Raw genomic sequence first — 26,752 nt, 5'->3', positions numbered from 1 at the left:
CCCATCATAGGCATATACCCTTGTAAACGATGGAAAAAAAGATTATTTTTGTTCAACAGATGCCCATTTGTAAGTTAATTTACCACCATAGTTAATTGGGATAATATCTTTTACGGCACCTTTTACTACATACGCTGAACCTTTTTGGAAGATTGGAGTGATAACTGCATCCTCTTTAATTAACATCTTCTCTACTTCTAGAAGGTTGTCCCAGCGAGCTTGTAAATCTTTTGTATCTGTTTTAGCTTTTAGGATTAACTCATCATATTTCTGATTAGAATACCCTGTTTTATTTTGAGAACCATTCGTAACAAACATATCTAAATATGAGATTGGATCTGGGAAATCTGGTCCCCAAATACCAAACGCAATATCATATTGCTGAGAATCTTCTAATTTATTTTTTTGTGCGAATGGTTGCTGTTTAATTTTAATTGATAAACCTGGTAAGTTCTTTTCCATCTCACCTTTTAAGAATTCCCCAACCTTTTTAGCATCTTCATTATCAAAGTTTAAGAATTCTAGTTCGATTTTATCAGTTCCAAGCTCTTTCTTCGCTGTTTCCCAAAGCTTTTTCGCTTCTTTTGGATTTGTTTCAACTAGCTTTCCATTTTCAGCTCGGAAATCTTTTTTATTCGGACCTTCAGCGAAATCTTTTCCAACAAATCCGTAAGCTCCAATTGCACCGTTATTTAAAATAACTTTTGCAATGTTATCACGGTCAAAGGACATTGAAATTGCTTTTCTTAAGTTTTTATTACTTAAGTACTGATTACTTTGATTAAATCTTAAGTAAGCAACCCCTGCTTCTTTTCTTGTTTGGAACTCTGGACTTTTTCTAAACTTATCAACAAATTCAGACGTTAAAGCCGCTCGGTCAATCGCGTTTGTCTCATATAAATTTACATCAGTTGCTGTATTTTTTACAATATTAAAGTTGATTTCTTCGATTTTAACCGTTTTATTATCCCAATATGAAGGATTCTTCTTGAATTGGAAACTTTGTTCATGTTTCCAATCACTCATAACGAATGGACCGTTATATAATGTTGTATTTGCCTCTAAACCAAATTTATCACCTTGTGCTTTTACAAAGTTTTCATTTAGTGGGTAAAATACTGGATAAACTGTTAAATCGATAAAGTAAGGAACGGGATTGTCTAATTCTACTTCTAATGTATAATCATCAATCGCTTTTACACCTAATTGGTCAGCAGGTAATTCTTTTTTATGAATTTTCTCTGCATTTTTAATATCGAACATAATGTACGAATACGTTGCTTTTGTATCTGGATTTACTGCTCTTTTCCATGAATACACAAAATCTTTAGCTGTTACAGGTTCCCCATTCGACCATTTCGCATCTTTTCTTAATTTAAATATGTATTTCTTCCCATCATCTAGCTTTTCGACATCTTCTGCAACTCCAGGCATTCTCTTTTGATCTTTGCCAATACGATATAAACCTTCCATCGTATTATTTAATGCTGTAGAAGATGAAGAATCAGATGCTAATGATGCATCCATTGACGGAATTTCAGATAACTCTGTTAAATTAAGAATCTGTTTTCCGTTACTACTACTCGTAGCGTTCTCTTTCCCTTTTGCTTTTGCGTCATCTTTTTGGTAGCTACACGCGCTAAGCAACATACTTGCAGTTAAAGTTGATGCAAGTAATAACGGTATCTTTTTCTTCATGTTGTGTTGCCTCCCCTAATTGCACTTCCTGTACCCTCACTTGTTAAAAAGTAGAATTGAAAGAATAATCTCCAAGTTTCTACAATTTTCATTATACATATAATATAACAATTGTGAATATAGTTTTTTGTTTTTTTGTTAAAATTTTTAATAAAATATTTATATTTTTAATTTTTCGTAAAGGGATACATTAACATTGCTACCATCATCTTAAAATCAGACCTTTAATTGCGTATAATTTTCAAAAAATTAATCCTAGTACTTATTATAGCTTTTATAGTATAATAATTCTAGTAATATTTTGACGGAGGGGAATATTTTGAATAAAGTTTTTTTTCATACTTGTATACTAATTTTTATAGCGATGATTGCTTCTAGTATTGGTGCATTCCTCATTTCATCTCAATTTTTGTTGAACTTTGTCAACATTTTGTTTTATATTGCACTGTTTTTTATTCTTATCGGCGGTTTTTTATACATATTTCAAAATGGTTTTTTCAATGTAACCATTTACGCATTCCAAAGAGTATTTGGTACGAACAAAAAGATTGACTCTTTAATTGAAGAAGTCGAGGAACCTACAGATAAGAAAGAACGTATTTATAAAACATATTCATTCAAATGGACATATCCAATTTGTATTACAGGTATCTTCCTTGGGTTGTTCTCGACCCTCATTAGCTTTACTATTTTGATGTAGTTTGCAAACACTATCCCATATGATATAATAATCAGCAAAACATTTTGTTATAAAACTTTAGTTCTTTCATATTAAAAGAGCTCAAGTAACAATAAATAAATTTATATGTATGCGATGATAAAGAAGAGTACATATTGAGGCAATTTCAGAGAGCTTGTGGTTGGTGTGAACAAGTAATTGTACAGTATGGAATGGGCTTTTGAGCACCAAACCGAACCGAAAGTAGTAGGCTTTGGCGTTATATCCAAACGTTATTATGGATTAGAGAGATTTCACAGTAGTGAAATAATTAGGGTGGTACCACGGTCCATTCGTCCCTATAGTTTTTTGGGATGAATGGGCTTTTTTGTTTGCCTTCTCTTCCCCACATCACGCATTCTATTTTAGGAGGAATTACTTATGTCAGTTATCTTTTCTGGTATTCAACCAAGTGGAACGATTACACTTGGAAACTATTTAGGAGCAATGAAGCAGTTTACAGAGCTTCAAAATGAACACGACTGTTATTTCTGTATTGTAAACCAACATGCGATTACAGTACCTCAAGATCCCGTCGGGCTTCGTAAAAACATCCGCAGTCTTGCTGCACTTTATGTAGCATGCGGCATCGATCCTGAAAAAGCTACTTTATTTGTACAATCAGAAGTACCAGCACACGCTCAACTAGGATGGATCATGCAATCTGTTGCTTACGTTGGAGAATTAGAACGTATGACGCAATATAAAGATAAAGCTTCTGGTAGAGATTCAGTTCCAGCTGGATTACTTACGTATCCACCATTAATGGCTGCTGATATTTTACTTTACAACACTAAAATCGTGCCGGTTGGTGATGACCAAAAGCAACATATCGAATTAACACGTGACTTAGCAGAGCGTTTCAACAAACGTTACCGCGAAATCTTCACAATGCCTGAAATTCGCATTCCAAAAGTAGGAGCTCGCGTTATGTCATTAACAGAGCCTACGAAAAAAATGAGTAAATCTGATCCGAATCCAAAATCAATGATTAGTATGCTTGATGAGCCAAAAACAATTGAAAAGAAAATTAAGAGTGCTGTAACTGACTCTGAAGGTATTGTGAAATTTGATAAGGAAAACAAACCTGGTATCTCTAATTTATTAACAATCTACTCTTCATTCTCTGGAAAAACAGTTGAAGAAATCGAAGCAATGTACGAAGGAAAAGGATACGGCGACTTCAAAGGCGACCTAGCGCAAGTAGTCGTAGAAGCTATTCGTCCAATTCAAGACAAATATAACGAACTAATCAACTCACCAGAACTAGACGAAATCCTAGACAAAGGTGCAGAAAAAGCAAACCGCGTCGCATTCAAACAACTACGCAAAGTAGAAAACGCAATGGGACTAAGCAGAAAACGTAGGTAACATATAAAGCGGAGGCAGCTCGTTCAGCTCTGACTGGCTAAGGTTCTTTCGCATAGAAGACGCTTTTTGTCTTCTTATGCGAAAGGTTCTTAGACACGAAGAGCTTGCTGCCGGAGCTGGATTTCTACAAAAAGCGGAGGCGGCTCGTTTAGAATGTGAGGGGGATGGAGCTCCTGACGTAGAGGCGCTTTTTGCCTCGCAGGAAGGCGCGAAGCCACCGAACATTCTTGCTGCCAGAGCTAGATTACTACAAAATTAAAAAACCGCCAATTGGCGGTTTTTTAATTTACCTTTTGCTCATTTTCCATTTCCCATAACTTTTCAAAAAATGGCTGTCCTTTTACGAGACGCTCGCATAATTGTTCGTGCTTATCAGACCAGCCTGTTTTCGCTTCATCATACAGCTTAGCCCAAATATCTTCAAATTCCATATGTTGAACCATTCCATATGCTGATGGATCCCACTCTGTGAACCAATAGCGAATTTCTGCTGTGTTTTTCGTTGTATGTAATTGATCTAACGCCATAAATAATAATTGTTTTAGCTGTCTTTCTTTACGAGTCAAGCCATTCATAATGAAAGGCGATGGTGATAAAATATGATGTTCTTTTTCTGTTTCTTCTACTTGGAACTCATACTTTTCTGCTTGTACGTTTTCTACCATCTCATATACCATCTGCTCTTGGCGTGGTATAAGTCTACTTTTGCGAATTGGTACATTGTAACCAATTGTGTCAATCGCAATAATTCCTTTTCCATCTGTAACAACAAAGCAATACTCTTGCTGCAAACGTTCATGATTTTTACGAATATAAGCCTTATGATGTACGTCTTCCAGCATTTTTTGCGGAAGCTCTAACAATTCGTTCTCGATGTAATGATATAATGTGGCATCTACTTTTAATAATGGCACTTGATCTAATAGCTCAATCGTATCATCTTTCCGCCATTCGTAAAAATGACAAACGTTATACCCATTCTCTTCACCTTCAAACCAATTTACCCATACATCATGTAGATATAACATTCACTACCCCTCACTTCACTACTGTTTGTACCAATCATTATGTTCATTTTTGCTTAACTTTATTCCACTTGAGGAAATATATTCTAATTATTATTTTTTCTTCTATTAATACTAAAAAAACAGGAAATAGAACTCCTGTTTTTTATATATGAAATGTCCTTGCTTTATTCAATATTTCTTTTGCATCTATAGATAATAAAGAAAGTGTATCTTCTCCTTCCAAAGTTACACAATCTTTGACAATATGAAATCCAAGCGCATAGCCAAGCATCTTCGGATAAGAGTGAAAGCCATTTAATAAGATGTCATGTTCCCTTGTTCCTCGTTTTATACTTATTCTTTCATGTACAACATTTTTCCAATAATAAACAGCCTCTTCTTTTGAAAGATACGCCGTCCACGGTGCATTGTTTTTTTCTGTATACCTTTCTGTTACTGCTTGTTCCGCTAGCCCTTCCATAATCATCGTATCAAGTAATGTATATTCTGTTTCTTTCGTCTCAATTTGATGTAACCTGCATATGTGATGATATTCATGCGCCAATAACACTTTTAATTCTTCTACCGAATTCCGCCCACATACGAATAAGAAAATAACATGACGCATAGATAATCCAGCCCTACCGTTATACTCTTCTTGTACAGTTCGATTATAGGAATCTGATAATAAAATAAAGACAGGGACATCTGGACCTTTTAACCAATTTTTCAGTTTATCATACTCCAGGCTCAATTCTTTCCAAATTTCCTTTTCCTCTAATTCTTTAATTTCCTTTTCTCCGCGCATGATCGGGCGATACATCCCTTTTGAAATTAAAAAGCGATACAACCTTTCTTTTGGCAACGGAATATACTTCGTAAATTTCTCACAAAGTTTTTCTGGCCGTCCATAATATAAATGTAGCCATTCAGCTGTTTCAACAATCCCCATCTTTATCCCTCCTTTTTCTTATGTATATGCTACAGGAGAAAAAGGCGTAAAAATAAATAAGGAGTTTTTTCGCAATCTATTGCGAAAAAACTCCTTATTTCATCGATTATTTCTATTGCGAAAAAACTCCTTATTTCATCGATTATTTATACGATTTAAATACTAACACTGCGTTATGACCACCGAATCCTAATGAGTTACTTAATACTGCATTTACTTCTTGGTGTCTCGCTTGATTTGGTACGTAATCTAAGTCACATTCTGGATCTGGTGTCTCATAGTTAATTGTTGGAGGAATTACTCCGTCTGTAATTGATTTAATAGAGAAAATCGCTTCAACAGCACCAGCTGCTCCTAATAAGTGACCTGTCATTGATTTCGTTGAGCTAATTGCTACTTTATACGCGTGCTCGCCGAAAGTTTCTTTAATTGCCATCGTTTCATATTTTTCATTCGCATCCGTACTTGTACCGTGCGCATTAATGTAATCAATATCTTCTGGCTGTAGGCCTGCATCAGCTAAAGCTTGACGCATTGCACGCACTCCGCCTTCCCCACCAGGAGCAGGCATTGTAATATGGAATGCATCTCCAGTTGCACCATAACCAGCAATTTCCGCGTAAATGTGAGCACCGCGTGCTAATGCATGCTCTAATTCTTCAAGAATTAGAATACCTGAACCTTCACCCATTACGAAACCGCTACGGTTTTTATCAAATGGACGGCAAGCCGTTGCTGGGTCTTCATTAAATGTTAATGCTTTTGCTGAGCTAAATCCTGCGAATGCCATACTTGTTAGCGGCGCTTCTGCTCCGCCTGTAATCATTGCATCAGCATCACCACGCTGAATTGCTTTAAATGCATCACCAATTGAGTTTGCACCAGATGCACAAGCCGTTACAGAACAAGTGTTAATTCCTTTTGCTCCTGTTGCGATTGATACTTGACCTGCTGCCATATCTGGAATCATCATCGGCACGAAGAATGGGCTCACGCGGCGTGGGCCTTTCTCAGTAAAAATCTTAAATTGTTCTTCGTATGTTTCCATACCGCCAATACCAGATCCAATCCATACACCAATTCGAGGTCCGTTTTCTTCTGTAATTTCAAGCTTTGCATCTGCAACTGCCATTTTCGCTGCTGCTACTGCATATTGTGTAAAGCGATCCATACGGCGCGCTTCTTTTTTATCAATATATTTCTCGACTTCAAAGTCGTTAATTTCCGCTGCTACTTTTGCTGGAAATAGTTCTGGATCAATTCTTGTAAGTCGCCCGATTCCAGATACACCCTTTTTAATGTTTTCCCACGCTGTTTCAACATCTGTACCGACCGGTGTAACAGCTCCTAGTCCTGTAATTACGACCCTCTTTTTTTCCATACAAAATACACTCCTTTTTTCTCTCAGTCCTTATTTACCCCAACGAAGAGCAACTGCTCCCCATGTTAATCCGCCGCCAAAACCAACAAGTATAATTAAATCACCGTCTTGAATACGTCCGTTTTGCAATTCCTCTACCATTGCAATCGGAATGGAAGAAGCTGATGTATTACCGAACTTCTCAATCGTCATACTCATTTTTTCTTGTGGTAAATTTAACCTCTCTCTTGCAGATTCCATAATACGAATGTTTGCTTGATGCGGTACTAAGAAATCCACATCTTCCTTCGTAAGACCAGCTTTATCTAAAACGCGAAGACAAGAATCACCAAGTTGACGAACGGCAAATTTAAACACTTCTCTGCCATTCATCATAACATACTCGTCTTGATAAAGGTGCTTGCCGCCACTTCCGTCTGCTCCTAATTCAAAAGATAGAACGCCTTTACCTTCTGAAACAGCTCCCATTACGACAGCACCGGCTCCGTCTCCAAATAGTACTGCTGTATTTCGATCGTTCCAGTCTACAATTTTAGATAGTTTATCACTACCAACTACTAATACATTTTTATACGTTCCTGTTTGAATAAATTGCTGCGCTGTAATCATTCCGTACATAAAACCGGCACATGCTGCACTTAAATCCATTGCAGCTGCATGTTTCGCTCCTATTGCTTCTTGAATTACACAAGCAACTGCTGGAAAAGCACGATCTGGTGTTACTGTCGCTACTAAAATAAGATCGATATCCTCTCCGCTAATTCCTGCATCTTCAAGTGCTTTTTTAGAAGCCTCTACGGCCATATATGAAGTATCTATTGTATCATCGGCAATGCGTCTTTCTGCAATTCCCGTTCTCGTACGAATCCATTCATCGGATGTTTCCATTATTTTCTCTAAATCGTGATTTGTGACTACTTTTTCTGGCACATATCTTCCGATCCCTAAAATGCCCACGTTCACATCGCAGCCCTCCGTTTTATATCAAATATTATGACTTGGTACTAATTTTAAAACATAAATGTATTTTTGTCTAGAATATATTTCGCATAAAACAGAAAGCTAACGCATTATTCACGTTATTTTTCATTAAAAGAAACAGAAACAGAAACATACCTCTAAAATATAAAAAGACTCAAACCGCTTCTATCCACGGTTCGGGCCTCTCTTCCATCTTAAAAAGATGCTTTTTATTCTTTATCTGCTTTCCTTCTAAACTAGAGAGTTCTCCTCACTACTTTTCCTTTATCCTCTTCATATCTCTGGTTTTCCCCCCCAGGCGAGAATAAAAAAGGCCCTGACCGCTTCTATCCACGGTTCGGGCCTCTCTTCCATCTTAAGAAGATGCTTTTTATTCTTTTTATTCTTTTTATTCTTTATCTGCTTTCCCAAGCTCATAAGCTTCGTTCATAACTTTCATTAACAACTCTAACACCGGCTGTGCCTTCTCCATATCAAGTGCAATTCCATTATCATCTAAAATTGCCTTTGCTTCCGGTAAATGCTTCATTGCGATTTGTAAAAACTGCATGCTTTTTTCGTTCATATTATGCTCTTCCTCTCCATTAAAACTTTCACATACAATAGTGTAACACGCGTACTACTCTTCGTATAACTCTTTATATTTTTTCATGTGTGCCAGTTGCTTATTTAAACCATATTCTAACGGAGTATTTCTTTTTATTGAAATTACCTCGATAGCCTCATCTCTTACTTCGTTATTATTTTTATTTACTTTATCATCCGCGTGTAAAAGATTCATACCTTTTTCCCATAATGACTGTTTACCACTAAGTAAATTGTATATACCAAGATGCGCCCCGCTCGTTCCATTTTCCCATAAGTATTCACATACATCTTCAATGTAAAGTAAATCATCCCCATTTTCCTCAATCGTATAACGACACTCTTTTTCACCTAATTCTGATAAAATAAGCTGATGAAACATCATAAAGGACGGTTGCCACGGTCCATATAATGTTGGAACTCGAAATACACTATATTGTAAATTCCCTTTTTTCAATCCTTCTTCTACTTTCAAAAATAGGCGCTTATTTTCGGATTCATCTGTACTGCCTACCTCAATAGAAGAAATTAAATTTAACTTCACTTTTTGTTCTTCACACATTCTTATAATTCGCTTTAAATATTGTAATATGACCCTTTCATTCCGAAATCCACTTTGCTGATTTGGCTCATATAAGCAAAAGTAAACAGTATCGAATCTCTCTTCCTCAACCGATCTCCATCCATCTTCATCTCTTATCGAATAATACGTAAATAATGCATTTCGCCCAATTAATAATAACTTCTCTTCATTAATTTTAGTCATACTATCGAATTCATCAAAATCAAGACCATACACTTCCACTTCTTCTTCAATCATTTTATTTACAAGGTGATAACCTACAAACGTAAGTGCACCTATTATCAGCACGCGTTCCATACCACCAACCCTTTCCCTCTGAAACAAATAGCTCCTCATTTATGTATATGGGAGCTTCATAATTCTTCTTCATATTTTTTAAAGAAATCGGTCGTTTGCCTAACCATTTTATATTTTACATCTTGCAGATGGAACAAGACAGAAGTATCACATTGATTTAGTTGCCTCATTTTCTCATATTTACGCAATTGCTGTTTTCTTCCTCTCTTTTCTTGCGTTGATACGAAAACTTTGACCGGGACACAAGATGGAAGAAGCGTAAATGATTTCTTATTTATTTTTGATTCTAATTCTTCTTCTTTGGCATCATACGCCAAACTTAATTCCTTCACGAGTCTCTTGTAAAAAAACTTATGCTCTTTCTCAAATTCCACATATTCTGGTAAATCTAAACACGGATTTAACATAATGACAGAGCGTATACACTCAGGGTATTTGTTCATCATTTCGAGTGCTACAAGTGCTCCCATACCATCTGCCATAATGTGCATTTTCGCATTCAATGTCTCTTTTCTCAACACAACGTCATATAAACGTTTCGCTAGACGAACAGATTGGTCGTTTCCCCAATGTCTTCCGTATAAATTAGAAGAAAAGACTGTGTAGCCTTGCTCAATAAGGCCATGTAAAAAATAAGATCTACCCGCATGCTGTGTCCATAAACTTGTACCATTCTCAATAAAGTAGTTATAATCACCGAGGAGCATAACAGAAAATCCATTTGGCTTCTCCGGTAAATAAATGACACATGGTTCTTTTTCTAAGTAAAAAAAACGTTCCGTAATACTCATTTTTCCCCCGCCTTATTTTCTAAACATATAAAACCACTCTTTTATAATGTATGAACGGAATGCAAATTTGCGTTGAAAAATCTACAAATATTTTTCTATATTCTTTTTTCAATTGTGTTACAATAAGGACAGATTGAACGAATAGAGGTGTAAAATATGCGTTTCATTTGGGCATTAATTTGGTCGTTCTTACTTGTACATATGATGAGCTATGTAATCGGCTCTATGACTGGCGGTACATACGACTTTAACCAAGCGTCTATTTTCTCAGTTGTTCTTGCTGTGTTAGTACTAGCAATTTCAGCTGCAATTCCAAACGAGCCAGTAGAACAACACTAAAAAAGAGTCCGGATTTTATCCGAACTCTTTTTTATTTTTATTTCACATGAACGACTAATTCGTTATTTTCTACATCAACAACTACGTGACTATTATCAGTAATTGTTCCTGCAATTAATTCTCGTGCTAATTTCGTTTCCACTTGACGCTGTACGTATCGCTTTAATGGACGAGCTCCGTACATTGGGTCAAAACCGGCTTCCACAACAAATTCTTTTGCTGCATCTGTTAATTCTACTGTAATGTGACGGTCAGCTAGACGACCTTGTAGTTCTTTTACAATTTTATCAACAATGCCTTTAATTTCATTCGTTGTAAGAGGTTTGAATAAAATAATTTCATCCACACGGTTTAAAAATTCAGGGCGGAAATGTCCTCTTAATTGCCCCATTACAAGGTCTCTTGATTCCTCTTTAATCGAACCATCTTCTTCTAATCCATCTAGTAAATGAGCAGATCCAATATTTGAAGTCATAATAATAACTGTATTTTTAAAGTCCACTGTACGGCCCTGTGAATCTGTAATGCGTCCATCATCTAACATTTGTAATAAAATGTTGAATACTTCTGGATGTGCTTTTTCAATTTCATCTAATAAAACAACGGAATATGGTTTACGTCTTACCGCTTCTGTTAATTGACCGCCTTCTTCATATCCTACATATCCAGGAGGTGCACCAATTAAGCGTGACACTGCGTGTTTCTCCATATACTCAGACATGTCAATGCGAATCATTTGCTCTTCACTATCGAATAAAGACTGGGCTAACGTTTTTGCAAGTTCTGTTTTACCAACACCTGTTGGTCCTAAGAAGATGAAAGAACCAATCGGGCGGTTCGGATCTTTAATACCAGCGCGAGCACGAAGAACTGCGTCTGACACTAAGCTTACTGCTTCCTCTTGTCCGATGACACGCTCTGATAAGATTTGCTCTAAGCGTAATAATTTCTCGCGTTCACCTTCCACGAGTTTCGCAACAGGAATACCAGTCCAGCGTGAAACAATATCTGCAATTTCTTCTTCACTTACTTCCTCACGTAATAAACGATTTTCTTGTTTATTATGCGCGCCCATTTCTTCCGCTTCTTTTAACTCTTTTTCAATTGCGGGAATTTTCCCGTGACGAAGTTCGGCTGCTTTATTTAAATCGTAATTGCCTTCTGCTTCTTCTAATTCACGACGCAAACGTTCTAAATGTTCACGTAAGTCACGAACTTTGTGAATGTCTTCTTTTTCTTTCTCCCATTTCGCTCTCATGCCACTTGCAACTTCTTTTAAATCCGATAATTCACGTTGCAATGTTTTTAGACGCTCTTGGCTACCACGATCCGTTTCTTTCCCAAGAGCCGCTTCTTCAATTTCCAGCTGCATAATGCGGCGCGTTACTTCATCTAATTCTGTTGGCATAGAATCAATTTCTGTACGAATTGTTGCACACGCTTCATCAACAAGGTCAATTGCTTTATCAGGTAAGAAGCGATCTGAAATATATCGATCTGATAAAACTGACGCTGCTACAATCGCACGGTCATGAATATTTACACCGTGATAAATTTCAAAGCGTTCTTTTAATCCACGTAAAATGGAAATTGTATCTTCAACAGTTGGTTCTTCTGCTAATACTTGTTGGAAACGTCTTTCTAGCGCTGGATCTTTCTCAATATATTTGCGATATTCATCGAGCGTCGTCGCCCCGATACAATGCAGTTCACCGCGCGCAAGCATCGGTTTTAACATATTTCCTGCATCCATGGCTCCCTCTGTTTTACCAGCTCCAACTATTGTATGAAGTTCATCAATGAATAATAAAATGCGTCCTTCACTCTTTTTAATTTCATTTAATACAGCTTGCAGACGCTCTTCGAACTCACCACGGAATTTCGCACCAGCTACGAGTGCACTCATATCTAACGCAAAAATCGTTCTATCTTTCAATCCTTCAGGTACATCCTTTTTCACGATACGCTGTGCTAGCCCTTCAACGATTGCTGTTTTACCAACACCTGGCTCCCCAATTAAAACCGGATTGTTTTTCGTTTTACGTGAAAGAATACGGATTACACGTCGTATTTCACTATCACGGCCGATTACAGGATCAATTTTCCCTGCTCTCACTTCCGCCACTAAATCACGACCATATTTTTCTAACGCTTCATAAGTTGCTTCTGGATTTTGACTCGTCACTCTTTGATTCCCCCGAACTGTCATTAAAGACTGTAATAAGTTATCTTTCGTAATATGCAATCTTGTAAATAATTGATTTATATCGCCTTTTTCTTCAGAAAAAGCAAGCAATACATGTTCTACTGAAATGTAATCATCCTGCAGTTTTTCTGCTTCTTTTCCTGCTCTTACAAGAAGTTGTTGCAGAGCGCTCGTTACATACAATTTTCCAACTTCTGCACCGCTCCCCGTTACAGAAGGTTTCTTTTTAATTAAACTTTCAGCACCTTGCTTTAATGCTTCTATATCAACATTCATTTTTTGAAATATACGTACTGCTAATCCATCTTGCTCTTCTAATAATGCAAGTAATAGATGAACAGTATCCACCTCTTGGTGATGATGAGATACCGCTAAAGATTGGGCACTCATAATCGCCTCTTGTGTTTTTGTTGTCATTTGATTTAAGTCCATCTTTACAGCCCTCCAAAAGTTTGACTTTCTTTGACCTTTGATTTGATTATACGCCAACTGACTTTTTTATACAATAATTTTGCCTATGTATTTTCAAACTTATTATTTGAAAAAGAAAAAGAGAGCATTCATTATACTGATAAAAAATACGGTAAATGAAATTACAATGTGTAACGACAAAAAAGCCGCAATAATGATTGCGGCTTCTGTTACGGTTTTCTTTTATATGTCCACTGGCGGTTATGATTCGTGTTATCCGGAAACTTTTCACCGGCAGTTAATTTCACCATTTGCGGATCTTTCACCATACTTCCCGTTTCACCAATTTCTACGTAAATGCCATCATTCGGCGCTTTTTGTCCAGAACGAAACCTGCGATTTTGTCCCATCTTCATTCTCCTTCCATGACGTCTTGCCTCATTAGTATATCCATTTTAAAAGAAAGCTTTTCTGTCATGTTTAGGAAACAGTACTACATCTCATTCTTGTACATATATATGAATGACACAAGCGTAAGCAGGGATTTCTTTCCTACTTGTAGAAAAAAAAGAAACCAACCTACTCTAGGCTAGTTTCAAAGGAGAGTCAAACATATACGAGAAGATTACATGTTCATTATATGCCTCATCACACGAGCAATGTAACCCTTTTCACAATTTATACATAATGAAAGAAACATTGTTTGAACTTTCTAAAAAGATGTTGACTTTTCTTAATTTCCAACGATAAATAGTAGACACCACAGCACTTTGAGACGTAAGATGGATATATAGTGAAATTTCCATCTATGGTGATTTCACCGAGTCTAACCTCTTATTTCTGCATATTAAAAACGGAAATACAGATAGATACAAAAAAATTATTATAAGAGGTGAAATTATGAACAAACAACATTTAATCGCATTAGACTTAGACGGCACTTTATTAACAGACAACAAAATAATTTCCACTCGAACGAAACATACAATTGCAAAAGCAAAGGAACAGGGACATATTGTCGTTATTTCAACAGGACGTCCATTCCGTGCTAGTTATGATTACTATAAAGAACTTGATCTTAACACACCGATCGTAAACTTTAACGGCGCTTACGTACATCATCCTCTTGATTCAAACTGGGGAACACATCACTCTCCTCTTGAGCTAGCAACAGCGCAAGAAATTGTCCGAGCTTGCTTTGATTTTGGCGTAAAAAATATATACGCGGAAGTAATGGACGATGTGTATGTTCGTGAAATTGATGAAGATAAAAAACATATTTTCGAATTCGGCTCTCCTAAGATTTTTACGGGAGACTTATTAAATATTTTAAACGATCATCCAACTTGCTTATTAATTGACGCACATGACGAGCATTCTACTGCAATTCGTCAACATTTAACGGATATGCATGCGGAAGTAATCGACCATAGAAAATGGGGCGCACCTTGGCCGATTATTGAAATTGTGAAAAGCGGGTTAAATAAAGCAGTTGGATTACAAAAAATTTCTAGTCATTACAACATTCCACAAGAGCGCATTATCGCTTTCGGTGATGAAGATAATGATTTTGAAATGATTGAATTTGCTGGTCACGGTATCGCAATGGGAAATGCCATCCCTGAATTAAAATCACTTGCAAACCATACGACGTTAACGAACGAAGAAGATGGTATTGCTTTATATTTAGAAGAGGTTCTTGGGTTGTAATCTAAAAATTCCCTACTTATAGTTTCCTGCCAAATGTCCATACTATAAGTAGACGCATGAGACATCGCGTCGATTGTTTTCAGCTAAATAAAGGGGGTTTTTCGAATGGGTAAAAAGAACAAATCAAAACGTTTTATCCAACAAGGAGCCGATGCTGTTATGAAGCATGATGCAAGATTCCCGTACAGAGGTACATTAGCTGAGGCAGAAAAAGCAAGAAGTAACTCTTCTTTTGGAGGGGTTTAAATGGGGAACTTACTATTCCAACAAGCTAGAGATGCTGTTGAAAATGCCGTATCTTGTTCAAGCGGTACTGAGCAACAAGATCTCGTGTATAGAGCAAAAAATGCTTTGCAATCCGCTTACGCAAACTCTTCAACTGCTGAAAAAGTTCAGCTCCGTGAAATGCAAGAGCAATTGCAAAACATTACGAATTTACATTAAAAAAGAGGACCAACTTCGGTCCTCTTTAATCTTTCCGAAACAATCCGAACACACCAACTGTTTGCAGTATATTTGTAAATGCACCTGGGTCCACTTGTTTAATAATCCTCTCTAATTCGTATAACTCATAACGAGTAATAACCATCATTAACATTTCTTTATTTTCATTCGTATAAGCACCTGTTGCTGGTATCGTTGTAATCCCTCTTACTAATCGTGAGTGAATCGCCTTTCTTACATCTGTCCCATTCTTCGTAACAATTAATGCTGTAATCTTTACATGACGAGTATGAATTGCATCAATAATTCTCGTTGATACATATAAAGTAACTAACGTATATAACGCTTTTTCCCATCCATATACATAGCCAGCAGCGATAATGATAATTGCATTAAAAAAGAAAAAGTATGTACCGACAGGCTTATCTTTTATTTTTGATAAAATCATGGCGATAATATCTAATCCACCTGTAGAAGCACCCCACTTTAAAGCAATCCCTACTCCAATTGCCGAAATAATCCCGCCAAAAATCGCATTTAATATGATATCATTCGAAACCGCTCTAACAGGGATGATTTCTAAAAACAAAGTCATAAATATAACACAAAGAAAACTAAAAAAGGTGAAGGCCTTTCCAACCTTTTTCCACGCTAAAATAACGACAGGAATATTAAATAAGCTAAACAATACTCCCGTAGATATGTGAATCGATAAAAAATCACCTAATATTTGTGATAATAATTGAGACAATCCAGCAAAGCCGCTCGCATACACTTTTGCTGGCGTTAAAAATAAATTCATCCCAATCGCGTTTAATAAACCTGCGATGATTACAACGATTAACTTCTTTATAAGTTCAGTATAATTCAACTTCAAATCCATTTTGAATCCACCTTTACCCTTCATAAATGCACCGCTATACATAGTCTTTACGAAAAAGGAAATGATAAACGTACAACGTTTAGAAATGGAGTTGATACATATGCCACATACGAGTGATAACGACAAAAAAGCACGCGATAATAACGCAAAACGCACACAAAAAAATGAGCAAGAGCAAAAAAATATTCAGCAAGGTAAACGTGCATACTCTAAAAAGACCGATCACCTTTGATTCCATCGTACATCAACAATTATGTTGATGTACTTTTTTACATTTTAAAGGAAAAAAACATTAAAAATTCACTTCATGTTCACTTCTATATTCTACAATAGCGATAACATATTCGGATGAGGTGTTGGCATGAGAGGGAAACATATTTTCATTATTACTGCACTAATAAGTATATTGATGCTATCTGCTTGCGGACAAAAGAATGGCTCAGCTACAGTCGCTACAGCAACAGACTCCACCATTACAAAGGATAACTTCGAAAAACAATTGAAAGATCGTTACGGAAAAGACATGCTATACGAAATGATGGCACAAGACGTCATCACAAAAAAATATAAAGTACCTGATGAAGAGGTAAATAAAGAAGTAGAAAAAGTAAAAAAACAATATGGAGATCAATTCAAAAAAGTATTAGAAAATAATGGTTTAAAAGATGAAGAGGATTTCAAAAATCAAATTAAGTTCAAACTTGCTATGAATGAAGCGATTAAGAAAAGTATTACAGAAAAAGACGTAAAAGACCACTATAAGCCAGAAATTAAAGCGAGTCACATATTAGTAAGTGACGAAAATGAAGCGAAAGAAATAAAGAGTAAACTAGATGCTGGTGCTTCATTTGAAGAATTAGCAAAACAAGAATCACAAGATCTGCTATCAAAAGATAAAGGCGGAGACCTTGGATACTTCAATTCAGGTACAATGGCTCCTGAATTCGAAATGGCTGCCTACAAACTAAATGTTGGACAAATTAGCAATCCCGTAAAATCATCAAACGGTTATCACGTTATTAAATTAACTGATAAAAAAGATTTAAAACCTTACGATGAGGTAAAAAACTCTATTCGCAAAAACTTAGAGGAAGAACGTACTGCTGATCGTGTATTCAGCAAAAAATTGTTACAAGAGGAATTAAAAAAGGCAAATATTAAAATAAACGATAGTGAGTTGAAAGATACGTTTACTCTTGTTTCTCCGCAAGGAAATTAAAAAAAGCACATCCTTATCTTTTTAGATAAGGGTGTGCTTTTTAATCTTTCATCTTATTTCTTAAAGTAAGTCCAACCTTCTTCTTGGTAAACCTTTTCTTCTTTCATCAACTTACCAAGTGCGCGCTTAAATGCAGCTTTACTCATGTTAAAGCGTTCTTTAATATCTTCTGGATGGCTCTTATCCCAAAACGGCATTGCTCCGCCTCGTTCTTCCATATATGCATAAATTACTGCAGCATCGTCTTCCATTCCTTCTTCTTTACGAGGAAGAAGTGAAATGTTAATTGTACCGTCATCTTTTACGTCAATAATACGGCCTGTTACACGCTGACCGATGCGAACTTGTTCTTTTCTTTCTGTATGGTGCAAGAAAGCACGGAAATGCTCATCAGTTAGTACGAATGAACCGACTTGAAGCGAACGATATACACGTCCATTTACGTTTTTATTACGCATAGATGGCGTTGCATCTACGATAATTTCTTGCATATCACTGTCTCTTGCCGGAAGAGCAATTAAACGATCACGATTCGTTAATTTTAACGTACAATATAATTCGTCGCCTACTTCTGGCCATACCGGCATATAAATCGGGAACTCATCAGCTGGAATTAGTATATCTTTTGACACACCAATATCAACAAACACACCTAAACTAGGAATAACTTCTACAACCTTTACCCAGTTCCAATCATAAGTTGTAATAATTGGTTCCTTCATTGTTGCTGAAATACGATTTTGGTGATCAAGGTATAAAAATACATCAATCGTATCGCCTTCTTCAATTTCTCCAGCTACTTCGTTTTTATGTAGGAAAATTTCTTCTTCTTCATTCCCAACCATATATCCGATTTCCGTTTCGCGTAAAACAGTTACCTGTTCAATCGATCCTATTTGCAAATACATATTTTTTAATTCCCTTCTATATATATAAAATTATCTTTTTTATCATTCCAAACAAAAGTTAATTATAACATGATTTTTCCTGTATTTGTCCAACTGCCCAAAATTCACTATAATAAAATGAGGTTACATGAATATAAGTACGAAAACACTTAAGTCTAGACTCGTTTTCAGCTATACTTTAGTATGTACAGTACATAACAAGATTAGAAATTTATTTGGAGGTGCTAACTATGGCAAAAGATAGTTCTTTTGACATCGTTTCGAAAGTAGAATTACCTGAAGTAACAAACGCAATTAACATCGCATTAAAAGAAATCCAAAACCGATATGACTTTAAAGGAAGTAAAAGTGATATTAAATTAGAAAAAGAAGTACTTGTTTTAACTTCTGATGACGAGTTTAAATTAGAGCAAGTAAAAGACGTTCTTATCTCTAAACTTGTAAAACGTAACGTTCCAATTAAGAACTTAGATTACGGAAAAGTTGAAGCTGCAACTGGCAACACTGTTCGCCAACGCGCAACACTTCAACAAGGTATCGATAAAGATAACGCGAAAAAAATTAACAACATCATTAAAGAAATGAAATTAAAAGTAAAAACACAAGTACAAGATGATCAAGTACGTGTTACAGCGAAAAGCCGTGATGACTTACAAGCAGTAATCGCAGCTGTTCGTAGCGCTGATTTACCAATCGACGTACAGTTCATTAACTACCGCTAAAAAGAAAACTCCTCTTAATTAGAGGAGTTTTCTTTTTGTCTTGTAGAGACAATATTACAAGAACAAACCATAGAAAAAAGGGTATGTGCGGTAAAAATCGCTAAGTAAATTGAAAATAAGGAAAAGGCACCTTAAGACGTTTTCCCTTCGATTTGAATTACTTTTCTTAGCAATTACATCCTAGGCCAAAGTCATCTTAAAAATTGCTATAACTCATAATTCCTCTCCTCGCCGAAACGTAACAATTTATGAGTATAAGAATATTTTCCAACCTTTAATGTAATGTAAAATTAATAAGTATTTTAAAAAATGTTAATTAAAAAAGAGTTAGAAGTGGTTATTTGAAGAAATTAATATTATGGTTTTTATTGGCCACATTCTCCCTAAATACTGTAGGATGTTCTAATAATACGAATACACTAACGGATAAGTCTAACTGTATCAACAAAGCTTGGTACAAAAAAAATATGTCATGTAATCATTTAAAAAAACATTAAATAGTTAATGATAAAGGTCATAAAAAAAAGACACCTCAAAGTGCCTTCCTCCGACTTGAATCATCTCAATCTTAACAATATTTGGATGTGATTAAAAAGAAGCATAAATTGTTAATAAAGATGCAGACTTCAAAATAAAAAGTACACTAAGTAAACTCTTATTCAAAAATTTATATTAAACACTAATATTTTAGAAGCAAGTTTATAAGTATAAAACCTACAGAGATTTTCCCTGTAGGTTTTATTATATTTCAAGTGATTTCCAAATGAATTATAAGTGACTTTTTTCAGTTTGGTTTTCTAAATATTTTTCTTTAACCATTTTTATCAGATTTTCTTTTTCTGTTAGTTCAAATATAAATAATGCTTTTTTCATGTTATTTGCAATATCTTCTTCATTCTGTTGTTTAAATCTTAATAAATTCCATCCCTTTAAATAGTAAAGTTCACCTAATAAGTATAAAGTATTTAGATTAATAGCTAATTTGATTCCTTTATCAATGTATTTTACCGCCTCTTCATATTGATAGGTCATACCTAAACATTTCGCTAAATTAAAAATGATTTTTAATTTAATCGCTTTATCTCTCGGGAAATCTAACTTATTAAAATTAGTTAAACACCTTCTTAATATAGTAATACTTTTATCATATTCTTTATTTTCCGCATAAAATATAGACATTGTCTGCATAATATCTATTTCTCTTTCTGATAAAAAATCAACATTGGTTAAAGTTAGTTTTAATGCATTATTTAAAAGCTTTAAAGCAGTTTTTATGGATCTGTTCACCTCAAATATAGCAATCGCTTCATGCCATAGGAGAAATTGTTTATCTTCTTTTGCCTGGAAATTCTTTTCATCTTTCTCTTTTTTCACGATTTCATAAAGTTCACTATATTGTTTTTGCTTTAAGCAATCTTTTATTACGCATTTTACATTTTCTACATATTTTAATTTTTTGTTTTGAGTTAATGCAAATATATTATTTGGGTCAATACCAAGTCTTTCTGATAATTGATATAATAATATGCTAGATGGATAAATCACACCTTTTTCTATTTTGCTAATTTGACTTTGTGAACATATTCCATGACATAATTCGGATTGTGATATATTTTTTTTAATTCTAAGCTCTTTAATGGTAATACCCAAATCGTAAAACTCCATTTTCCCACCTACTATTTAGCACTATATTAGTATAAGAGTATTCTCTAACTTTTAATGTAATGTAAAATTAATATAGTTGCAATTATTGTTTCAAAGGTCTTTCTCTATCCGTATGGACACAAAAACAGGCTAGGAAGAAGGCTTTCTCCCTAACCTGGCCCCACCGAACAAACTTACAAATCCAATAAGAAGACATGAACATAGAGTGAGTAACTTCTCATCTCATCTACGTTTCCTTTTAACTGCAATTAGAAACGCAATAAATAATACATTCACACCAACGATTAAGGAGATAAATAACCAATTCACACCTGTTTCTCCGTTAACTTTATACACGTTTGATTCTTCACGCTTTAAAACGAGATAAAATTTTCCATTTTCCTCTCTTATAATTTCATCCTGTAACAATCCTCTTAACTCTTGTTTTTCACCAATTTCACTTGCAGGTAAGGAGACTTTTTGTGTTTCTTTCGTATTATTAATTGCTACTAAAGTTACTTCATCTTTATATTTTCGTTTTAGTATACTCATCCCGCTCTTATCATACAGAAGCTCAAACGTACCGCGTCGTAAAGACGGTCTCGCCTGCCTAAGTTCACCTAGTTTTGTTATGTGTTGCATAAACTTTTCGTCTGACTTAAAATCCATTAATCGTCTATTATCGGGTACACTTCCTCCATCTAATGCAATTTCAGTTCCGTAATAAAAATTCGGAATCCCAGGTGATGTTAACAAATAAGTAAGCGCCAACTTTAAACGTGATGGCGGATAATACATATTTTCTTTTGCAATACGCGCATATCTTTTTGTTTCTTGATCATCTAAAAACGTAACAAAGTCCCCTTCTTTTTTACTCACATCGTATAACGATTTCACCGATACATCCGCTTCGGAAAACGATTCTACTATTTTTTCGTTGTATTCGCTATCCTCCTTTGTCATAATACGAAAATCTTTCTTTATCACTTGCATATCTTTTTGCGCGTTATCCCAAAAGGAACGCGGCTTTTTTTCACTATGTATAACATAACTTCCGTCTAAATCAACTTCTTTTATCCACCATTTCATTGCGTCAATTACCTGTCGTTCGTTTTCTCCAAGCGGAAATTGAAATACAACTTTCATTCCTTTTGCATGAGCTTCTTTTACAAGTTCTTTCACATCATTGTCTGTCCCGAAATGTTCATTTACCTTTTTAAAATTTCGCACGTCTAATCCATCGTACTTTCCACTTTCAAAAAGCGGCGAAAGCATAACGGTAGTAAAACCCATTTCTTTTATGTAATCCAACCTTTTTATAATTCCTCTTATATCCCCGCCTTGATACCCTTCTAAATTACCAACTTCTAATTGTTTGTCATTTTTCGGTTCTCCATTATTGAAGCGATCAATCATAATGGAGTATATAACTTCATCTTTCCACTCTCTTTTTTCGTCTGCAAAAGTATGTATTGGTACAAACAAAACAAAAGCTAAGCAAAAACAAATGAATAGTTTCCTAGTCCGTATTTTTCCCACACGCATCCCCCAAGTTTTTAATTGTAAGAATATTATACCAATTATCCGAGAGAAACGCATATGTCGATTTCAATCCTCACAAAATAATATATGTTACATTTTCTAACATCATGTATATATTTTTCTGAATTTTTAGTTGATTTTCAGTTCCTTTTCGAATATGATATGAAACATAACAAAATGATGTTATTTTTTCTAACATTATAGGAGGAGAGCTCATGAATATGGGAGATACAGTTTTTATGTTTGTGACGACAGTAATGGTCATGTTGATGACACCAGGATTGGCACTTTTTTATGGAGGTATGGTTCGCAGCAAAAATGTACTCAGTACAACGATGCATAGTTATAGTGCAATGGCTATCGTTTCGATTCAATGGATTGTTATCGGCTATTCTTTATCATTCGGACCAGATTGGCACGGGCTTATCGGTACACTTGATTGGTTCGGTCTAAACGGAGTTACCTACGCACCAAATCCAGACTACTCATCTACTATTCCTCACAATTTATTCATGATGTTTCAACTCATGTTCGCCATTTTAACTCCAGCTTTAATTTCAGGTGCATTTGCTGAAAGAATGCGATTTTCTGCCTTTCTTATTTTTATCCTTCTATGGACAACGATTGTTTACAATCCTGTCGCTCATTGGGTATGGGGCGTCGGCGGGTGGCTAAGGGAACTTGGTGCACTAGACTTCGCTGGCGGAAACGTCGTTCACATCACTTCCGGAGTTGCTGGTCTTGTATTAGCTATTTTCCTCGGAAAACGAAAAAACATAAATGGTTCTTCTCCTCACCATTTGCCATTTACAATGTTAGGCGCAGGCTTATTATGGTTTGGCTGGTTCGGTTTTAACGTCGGAAGCGCATTATCTTTAAATGATGTAGCTTTAACTGCATTTATTAATACAAATATAGCTGCCGCTGCCTCAGCATTAACTTGGATGCTTTCAGAGTGGTTCTTCCAATCAAAACCGACTGCGATGGGAGCTGCTTGTGGCGCCGTTTCCGGTCTAGTCGCTATTACACCAGCTTGCGGGTTCGTTACACCTTTCTCAGCTCTTCTTATCGGAGCAATTGGCGGCGTATTATGCTTCGGAGCGGTCTTTTTCTTAAAAACAAAATTCGGATACGACGATACACTCGATGCATTCGGATGTCACGGCATCGGTGGAACTTGGGGCGGTATTGCGACAGGATTATTTGCAACTACTGCCGTAAACGGTGATGGCGCTAACGGATTATTTTACGGAAACGCCTCGCTGCTGTTGAAACAACTTGTAGCGATCGGCGCAACATATGCGTTCACAATTATAATGACGTATGCCATTATTAAAGCAATCAACTTCTTCCTCCCTGTCCGGGTAGATGAGCACGAGGAACATATGGGACTTGATATTTCGATGCATGGGGAGAAAGCTTATGAGTATACTGAGCGAGTGAACTAAAAAAGAGATGCAATCTATCGATGATAGATTGCATCTCTTTTTTGCGTACCGGGCAACATACCCCACCTAGTATAACTGGAAATATATTAACGGTTTTTTGGATATATCAACGATTTTTCAAATATATCGATTGTTTCTTTCAATATATCAACGGTTCGACACAACATATCGATTTACCAACAAATTCCGACATGTTTTACATGCGAAATACCCCACATAACTTTATACAAAAAAGACGACCGAAGCCCGGTCGTCTTTTCCTATTTATTTCGGAGCATTTCCTACATATTGCGTAATATCAACATTTAATGCCTGCGCTAAACGCATACCGTATTCTTGATCTGCACGGAAGAAGTTACAAACAGCTAATAATTTTGTGCGTTCATTTACGTCTTTCAAGTCATTTGTTAAGTTTGCAATTAAGTTATCTTGCTCTTCTTTAGAGAATGAACGGTAACGCTCACCTGCTTGTTTAAAGTCATTTGGTTTCTCAATTTTTTCACGAGATACATAGCCTTCTACTTTCATAGTTGAATCGCGGTAAGCTGGGTCTTCAACTGGATTTTCAGCATGACGGCTCGGTTCGTAGTTGGTTGTAGATGGGTTTTGATTGATTTGCATCGCACCATCACGTTGTTGATTATGAACAGCTGCGTATGGGCAGTTTACAGGAATTTGTAAGTAATTTGCCCCAAGACGATAACGTTGTGTATCTGGGTAAGAGAATAAACGACCTTGTAATAATTTATCTTCCGATGGCTCAATACCATTTACAGTTGCACTTGGAGAGAACGCTACTTGTTCTACTTCTGCAAAGAAGTTTTTCGGATTACGATTTAACGTCATTGTCCCTACTTCCATTAATGGGAAGCGATCTTCTGGCCACACTTTCGTTGGATCTAGTGGATCAAAGTCTAAAGAGTCCATTTCATCTAATTGCATAACTTGTACGTGTAAATCCCATTTTGGGTGATTTCCTTTTTCGATTGCATCGAACAAGTCACGAGTTGCATGATTGAAGTCTTTCCCTTGTACTTCTTGCACTTCTTTCGCATTTAGGTTACGTACACCTTGCTGTGGTTTCCAGTGGTATTTTATATAAACAATTTTACCTTCTTCATTAATCCATTTAAATGAATGGACGCCAAAACCCTCCATTTCACGATAGCTTGCTGGTGTACCGTAATCAGAAAATACCCATGTCATCATATGTGTAGATTCTGGACTTAACGTCATGAAATCCCAATAACGATCTGGCGTTTGAATATTCGTATCAGGTGCTGGTTTTAAGGAATGTACCATATCTGGGAATTTAATTGCATCACGAATGAAGAAAACTGGTAAATGATTACCTACGATATCGTAGTTTCCTTCTTCTGTATAAAATTTAACAGCGAACCCACGTGGGTCACGTGCTGTTTCAGGAGAACCTTGACCATGAATAACCGTTGAAAAACGAACAAATACAGGCGTTTCAGTTCCTTCATTTTGTAAAAATGCCGCTTTCGTATATTGCTTCATACTATTTTTCGTTACGAATACACCGTGAGCACCTGCACCACGTGCATGCACAACGCGCTCTGGAATACGTTCACGATCAAAGTGTGCAAGTTTTTCTACTAAATGATAGTCTTCTAATAATACTGGTCCACGACGACCAGCTGTACGAGAATTTTGGTTGTCTCCAACTGGAGCACCTTGGTTTGTTGTTAAGCGATTATTTGGATTCATCTAGGGGGATCCTCCTCTTTATTTCGTAGTAATTATTATTTATTTAAAATTATTATAAATTAATTATTATTCAAAACTAAATCTTTGTCAACTATTTCCTTCACTTTTTTGGAAACAATTTCAGCCAAACAGTCGATAAATGCTGATTGTGCATTCGGCATATTTGGTCTAAAATATTTGGCATTTAATTCATCAGTTACAACTTTACATTCATAATCGTTGTCATATAAAACTTCTAAATGCTCCGCTACAAAACCAACTGGGCAATATATGAAAGATTCGTACCCATGCTCTTCATATAAATCTTTCGTTAAATCTTGCACATCTGGACCAATCCACGGATCTGGAGTATTCCCAGCACTTTGCCAACCGATTGTATAGTTTTGAATATTTGCAGCTTCTGCAATTAAATCTGCCGTATGCTTTAGTTGTTCTACATAAGGGTCTCCTGCTGCAATAATTTTTTCTGGCAAACTATGCGCTGAAAAAATTACGACTGCTTTCTCTTTATTTATAATATTAGTAAACGTCTCTTTTATTTGGTCTGCCCAATACGAAATAAACTTCGGTTCATCGTACCATTGTTCAATTGGTTCAATAACAGGACCACCGATTTCTTTTGAAAGACGAATAGCACGGTCATTATACGCTTTAATGCTAAATGTAGAGTAATGTGGCGCTAATACGATACTAATCGCTTGCTCGATCCCATCACGCTTCATTTCTTCTACCGCATCTTCTATAAATGGTGCAATATGTTTTAAACCTAAGTAACAAGTAAATTGATACTCTGTAAATATGTTATTCATTGAATCTGTTAATTTATGCGCCTGTTCTTTCGTAATTTTTGCAAGCGGCGAAATTCCACCAATCGCTTTATAGCGGCCAATTAAATCTTCAAGCGCTTCTTCTGATGGCGTACGCCCGTGACGGATATGTGTATAATATGCCTCTACATCGTCTAATGATTCTGGTGTTCCATACGCCATTACGAGTAAACCTATTTTTTTCTTTGTCATATATATAACACCTCAATTTTATAAATGAGAATACTTTTCAGAACATTCGTTTCCAATTATAACAAGTAATAATAAATACGTCAAAATAATAATTCTAATTAAATATTATTTATAAGGTGATTTTGAATTTTATATGAAAATTTCTTTAATAAAAAGCGACTT

General features: G+C 35.8%; 27 protein-coding genes and 1 other annotated feature. Of the genes, 11 read left to right on the top strand and 16 right to left on the bottom strand.

Annotated features, from left to right (window positions below; translation table 11 throughout):
- Positions 1-42 precede the first annotated feature (42 nt).
- A complete protein-coding gene (locus DN404_RS10310) occupies positions 43-1,698 on the bottom strand; it encodes a peptide ABC transporter substrate-binding protein (RefSeq protein ID WP_000727217.1) in 1,656 nt (551 codons plus the stop codon).
- Between the two features lie 319 nt (positions 1,699-2,017).
- Between DN404_RS10310 and DN404_RS10300 the strand changes: the two genes are divergently transcribed.
- The 3 genes from DN404_RS10300 (at position 2,018) to DN404_RS10290 (ending at position 4,046) form a co-directional block, all read left to right on the top strand.
- The gene (locus DN404_RS10300) at positions 2,018-2,398 is read left to right on the top strand and encodes a DUF3899 domain-containing protein (protein WP_001044997.1); all 381 of its coding nucleotides are present in this window, start codon (positions 2,018-2,020) and stop codon (positions 2,396-2,398) included.
- A gap of 105 nt (positions 2,399-2,503) precedes the next feature.
- Positions 2,504-2,720 (top strand) — a binding site (T-box leader).
- A 77-nt stretch (positions 2,721-2,797) separates the two neighbouring features.
- Positions 2,798-3,787 carry a tryptophan--tRNA ligase gene (gene trpS / locus DN404_RS10295; protein ID WP_149215036.1) on the top strand — a complete coding sequence of 330 codons (990 nt, stop codon included), beginning with the start codon at positions 2,798-2,800 and terminating at the stop codon, positions 3,785-3,787.
- A gap of 76 nt (positions 3,788-3,863) precedes the next feature.
- The gene (locus DN404_RS10290) at positions 3,864-4,046 is read left to right on the top strand and encodes a hypothetical protein (RefSeq protein WP_149215035.1); all 183 of its coding nucleotides are present in this window, start codon (positions 3,864-3,866) and stop codon (positions 4,044-4,046) included.
- Between the two features lie 22 nt (positions 4,047-4,068).
- On the opposite strand, the gene DN404_RS10285 is transcribed toward DN404_RS10290, so the two are convergent.
- From DN404_RS10285 to DN404_RS10255, 7 genes are all read right to left on the bottom strand, one after another.
- The gene (locus DN404_RS10285) at positions 4,069-4,815 is read right to left on the bottom strand and encodes a YjbA family protein (RefSeq protein ID WP_000966127.1); all 747 of its coding nucleotides are present in this window, start codon (positions 4,813-4,815) and stop codon (positions 4,069-4,071) included.
- A gap of 142 nt (positions 4,816-4,957) precedes the next feature.
- Positions 4,958-5,746 (bottom strand): DUF2268 domain-containing putative Zn-dependent protease, encoded by a 789-nt coding sequence (locus DN404_RS10280; RefSeq protein WP_049108559.1) that lies wholly within the window; start codon positions 5,744-5,746, stop codon positions 4,958-4,960.
- A gap of 142 nt (positions 5,747-5,888) precedes the next feature.
- Positions 5,889-7,127 (bottom strand): beta-ketoacyl-ACP synthase II, encoded by a 1,239-nt coding sequence (gene fabF, locus DN404_RS10275; RefSeq protein ID WP_000412656.1) that lies wholly within the window; start codon positions 7,125-7,127, stop codon positions 5,889-5,891.
- A 30-nt stretch (positions 7,128-7,157) separates the two neighbouring features.
- Positions 7,158-8,090 carry a beta-ketoacyl-ACP synthase III gene (fabH, locus tag DN404_RS10270; protein ID WP_001100547.1) on the bottom strand — a complete coding sequence of 311 codons (933 nt, stop codon included), beginning with the start codon at positions 8,088-8,090 and terminating at the stop codon, positions 7,158-7,160.
- A gap of 406 nt (positions 8,091-8,496) precedes the next feature.
- Positions 8,497-8,673, bottom strand: coding sequence for a ComZ family protein (locus DN404_RS10265; RefSeq protein ID WP_001986215.1), 177 nt, complete (start codon positions 8,671-8,673; stop codon positions 8,497-8,499).
- Between the two features lie 54 nt (positions 8,674-8,727).
- Complete coding sequence (locus DN404_RS10260; protein ID WP_139849499.1) at positions 8,728-9,600, bottom strand: NAD-dependent epimerase/dehydratase family protein; 873 nt, start codon at positions 9,598-9,600, stop codon at positions 8,728-8,730.
- 29 nt (positions 9,601-9,629) lie between these two features.
- Positions 9,630-10,364 carry a lipase family protein gene (locus DN404_RS10255; RefSeq protein WP_139849500.1) on the bottom strand — a complete coding sequence of 245 codons (735 nt, stop codon included), beginning with the start codon at positions 10,362-10,364 and terminating at the stop codon, positions 9,630-9,632.
- Positions 10,365-10,520: 156 nt separating this feature from the next.
- Between DN404_RS10255 and DN404_RS10250 the strand changes: the two genes are divergently transcribed.
- Positions 10,521-10,703 (top strand): YjzD family protein, encoded by a 183-nt coding sequence (locus DN404_RS10250; protein WP_001211116.1) that lies wholly within the window; start codon positions 10,521-10,523, stop codon positions 10,701-10,703.
- A gap of 37 nt (positions 10,704-10,740) precedes the next feature.
- Here DN404_RS10250 and clpB read toward each other — a convergent pair whose 3' ends face one another.
- On the bottom strand, positions 10,741-13,341 hold the full coding sequence (clpB, locus tag DN404_RS10245; protein ID WP_000365401.1) for an ATP-dependent chaperone ClpB: 2,601 nt from the start codon (positions 13,339-13,341) through the stop codon (positions 10,741-10,743).
- Between the two features lie 209 nt (positions 13,342-13,550).
- On the bottom strand, positions 13,551-13,730 hold the full coding sequence (locus DN404_RS10240) for a YjzC family protein (RefSeq protein ID WP_000531421.1): 180 nt from the start codon (positions 13,728-13,730) through the stop codon (positions 13,551-13,553).
- Between the two features lie 490 nt (positions 13,731-14,220).
- Here DN404_RS10240 and DN404_RS10235 point away from each other — a divergent pair, with 490 nt between their 5' ends.
- The 3 genes from DN404_RS10235 (at position 14,221) to DN404_RS10225 (ending at position 15,474) form a co-directional block, all read left to right on the top strand.
- On the top strand, positions 14,221-15,030 hold the full coding sequence (locus DN404_RS10235; protein WP_001041232.1) for a Cof-type HAD-IIB family hydrolase: 810 nt from the start codon (positions 14,221-14,223) through the stop codon (positions 15,028-15,030).
- A 105-nt stretch (positions 15,031-15,135) separates the two neighbouring features.
- The gene (locus tag DN404_RS10230; RefSeq protein WP_000516816.1) at positions 15,136-15,276 is read left to right on the top strand and encodes a hypothetical protein; all 141 of its coding nucleotides are present in this window, start codon (positions 15,136-15,138) and stop codon (positions 15,274-15,276) included.
- Positions 15,277-15,474 (top strand): DUF3813 domain-containing protein, encoded by a 198-nt coding sequence (locus DN404_RS10225; protein ID WP_000527407.1) that lies wholly within the window; start codon positions 15,277-15,279, stop codon positions 15,472-15,474.
- Between the two features lie 25 nt (positions 15,475-15,499).
- Here the strand turns inward: DN404_RS10225 and DN404_RS10220 are convergent, their stop codons facing one another.
- A complete protein-coding gene (locus DN404_RS10220) occupies positions 15,500-16,357 on the bottom strand; it encodes a YitT family protein (RefSeq protein ID WP_000364437.1) in 858 nt (285 codons plus the stop codon).
- Between the two features lie 100 nt (positions 16,358-16,457).
- Between DN404_RS10220 and DN404_RS10215 the strand changes: the two genes are divergently transcribed.
- Together DN404_RS10215 and prsA are read left to right on the top strand one after the other, a co-directional pair.
- A complete protein-coding gene (locus tag DN404_RS10215) occupies positions 16,458-16,589 on the top strand; it encodes a DUF3941 domain-containing protein (RefSeq protein WP_001120851.1) in 132 nt (43 codons plus the stop codon).
- 129 nt (positions 16,590-16,718) lie between these two features.
- A complete protein-coding gene (gene prsA / locus DN404_RS10210) occupies positions 16,719-17,576 on the top strand; it encodes a peptidylprolyl isomerase PrsA (protein ID WP_149215034.1) in 858 nt (285 codons plus the stop codon).
- Positions 17,577-17,629: 53 nt separating this feature from the next.
- Here the strand turns inward: prsA and DN404_RS10205 are convergent, their stop codons facing one another.
- A complete protein-coding gene (locus DN404_RS10205; RefSeq protein ID WP_000281262.1) occupies positions 17,630-18,484 on the bottom strand; it encodes a CvfB family protein in 855 nt (284 codons plus the stop codon).
- Between the two features lie 230 nt (positions 18,485-18,714).
- On the opposite strand from DN404_RS10205, the gene DN404_RS10200 reads away from it, so the two are divergent.
- Positions 18,715-19,206 carry a YajQ family cyclic di-GMP-binding protein gene (locus DN404_RS10200; RefSeq protein ID WP_001040149.1) on the top strand — a complete coding sequence of 164 codons (492 nt, stop codon included), beginning with the start codon at positions 18,715-18,717 and terminating at the stop codon, positions 19,204-19,206.
- A 768-nt stretch (positions 19,207-19,974) separates the two neighbouring features.
- Here DN404_RS10200 and DN404_RS10190 read toward each other — a convergent pair.
- Positions 19,975-20,871: a helix-turn-helix domain-containing protein gene (locus DN404_RS10190; protein ID WP_016122099.1), complete on the bottom strand. Its 897-nt coding sequence runs from the start codon at positions 20,869-20,871 to the stop codon at positions 19,975-19,977.
- 222 nt (positions 20,872-21,093) lie between these two features.
- Entirely contained in the window at positions 21,094-22,449 is a 1,356-nt protein-coding gene (locus DN404_RS10185; protein WP_140159371.1) for an alpha-amylase family glycosyl hydrolase, read from the bottom strand.
- Positions 22,450-22,607: 158 nt separating this feature from the next.
- On the opposite strand from DN404_RS10185, the gene DN404_RS10180 reads away from it, so the two are divergent.
- Positions 22,608-23,840, top strand: a complete 1,233-nt coding sequence (locus DN404_RS10180) for an ammonium transporter (protein ID WP_001055855.1) — start codon at positions 22,608-22,610, stop codon at positions 23,838-23,840.
- A gap of 264 nt (positions 23,841-24,104) precedes the next feature.
- Here DN404_RS10180 and katB read toward each other — a convergent pair whose 3' ends face one another.
- Positions 24,105-25,571 carry a catalase KatB gene (gene katB / locus DN404_RS10175; RefSeq protein ID WP_149215033.1) on the bottom strand — a complete coding sequence of 489 codons (1,467 nt, stop codon included), beginning with the start codon at positions 25,569-25,571 and terminating at the stop codon, positions 24,105-24,107.
- 59 nt (positions 25,572-25,630) lie between these two features.
- Complete coding sequence (gene hemH / locus DN404_RS10170) at positions 25,631-26,590, bottom strand: ferrochelatase (RefSeq protein WP_000162629.1); 960 nt, start codon at positions 26,588-26,590, stop codon at positions 25,631-25,633.
- Positions 26,591-26,752: the final 162 nt, after the last annotated feature.

Source organism: Bacillus sp. TE8-1 (assembly GCF_008368855.1).
Lineage (GTDB): Bacteria > Bacillota > Bacilli > Bacillales > Bacillaceae_G > Bacillus_A > Bacillus_A cereus.
Note: the sequence above shows the minus strand (reverse complement) of the source record. Positions and strands in the feature narration are given on the sequence as shown.

Bases quoted from the DNA above. Each gene is read 5' to 3' on its own strand.
- DN404_RS10205 (WP_000281262.1), bottom strand. From the start codon at position 18,484: ATGTATTTGCAAATAGGATCGATTGAACAGGTAACTGTTTTACGCGAA.
- DN404_RS10255 (WP_139849500.1), bottom strand. From the start codon at position 10,364: ATGAGTATTACGGAACGTTTTTTTTACTTAGAAAAAGAACCATGTGTC.
- DN404_RS10290 (WP_149215035.1), top strand. From the start codon at position 3,864: ATGCGAAAGGTTCTTAGACACGAAGAGCTTGCTGCCGGAGCTGGATTT.
- hemH (WP_000162629.1), bottom strand. From the start codon at position 26,590: ATGACAAAGAAAAAAATAGGTTTACTCGTAATGGCGTATGGAACACCA.
- DN404_RS10280 (WP_049108559.1), bottom strand. From the start codon at position 5,746: ATGGGGATTGTTGAAACAGCTGAATGGCTACATTTATATTATGGACGG.
- DN404_RS10310 (WP_000727217.1), bottom strand. From the start codon at position 1,698: ATGAAGAAAAAGATACCGTTATTACTTGCATCAACTTTAACTGCAAGT.
- clpB (WP_000365401.1), bottom strand. From the start codon at position 13,341: ATGGACTTAAATCAAATGACAACAAAAACACAAGAGGCGATTATGAGT.
- DN404_RS10265 (WP_001986215.1), bottom strand. From the start codon at position 8,673: ATGAACGAAAAAAGCATGCAGTTTTTACAAATCGCAATGAAGCATTTA.
- DN404_RS10200 (WP_001040149.1), top strand. From the start codon at position 18,715: ATGGCAAAAGATAGTTCTTTTGACATCGTTTCGAAAGTAGAATTACCT.
- DN404_RS10185 (WP_140159371.1), bottom strand. From the start codon at position 22,449: ATGCGTTTCTCTCGGATAATTGGTATAATATTCTTACAATTAAAAACT.
- DN404_RS10235 (WP_001041232.1), top strand. From the start codon at position 14,221: ATGAACAAACAACATTTAATCGCATTAGACTTAGACGGCACTTTATTA.
- DN404_RS10230 (WP_000516816.1), top strand. From the start codon at position 15,136: ATGGGTAAAAAGAACAAATCAAAACGTTTTATCCAACAAGGAGCCGAT.
- prsA (WP_149215034.1), top strand. From the start codon at position 16,719: ATGAGAGGGAAACATATTTTCATTATTACTGCACTAATAAGTATATTG.
- DN404_RS10215 (WP_001120851.1), top strand. From the start codon at position 16,458: ATGCCACATACGAGTGATAACGACAAAAAAGCACGCGATAATAACGCA.
- DN404_RS10180 (WP_001055855.1), top strand. From the start codon at position 22,608: ATGAATATGGGAGATACAGTTTTTATGTTTGTGACGACAGTAATGGTC.
- DN404_RS10225 (WP_000527407.1), top strand. From the start codon at position 15,277: ATGGGGAACTTACTATTCCAACAAGCTAGAGATGCTGTTGAAAATGCC.
- DN404_RS10240 (WP_000531421.1), bottom strand. From the start codon at position 13,730: ATGGGACAAAATCGCAGGTTTCGTTCTGGACAAAAAGCGCCGAATGAT.
- fabF (WP_000412656.1), bottom strand. From the start codon at position 7,127: ATGGAAAAAAAGAGGGTCGTAATTACAGGACTAGGAGCTGTTACACCG.
- DN404_RS10220 (WP_000364437.1), bottom strand. From the start codon at position 16,357: ATGGATTTGAAGTTGAATTATACTGAACTTATAAAGAAGTTAATCGTT.
- DN404_RS10190 (WP_016122099.1), bottom strand. From the start codon at position 20,871: ATGGAGTTTTACGATTTGGGTATTACCATTAAAGAGCTTAGAATTAAA.
- DN404_RS10250 (WP_001211116.1), top strand. From the start codon at position 10,521: ATGCGTTTCATTTGGGCATTAATTTGGTCGTTCTTACTTGTACATATG.
- katB (WP_149215033.1), bottom strand. From the start codon at position 25,571: ATGAATCCAAATAATCGCTTAACAACAAACCAAGGTGCTCCAGTTGGA.
- DN404_RS10285 (WP_000966127.1), bottom strand. From the start codon at position 4,815: ATGTTATATCTACATGATGTATGGGTAAATTGGTTTGAAGGTGAAGAG.
- trpS (WP_149215036.1), top strand. From the start codon at position 2,798: ATGTCAGTTATCTTTTCTGGTATTCAACCAAGTGGAACGATTACACTT.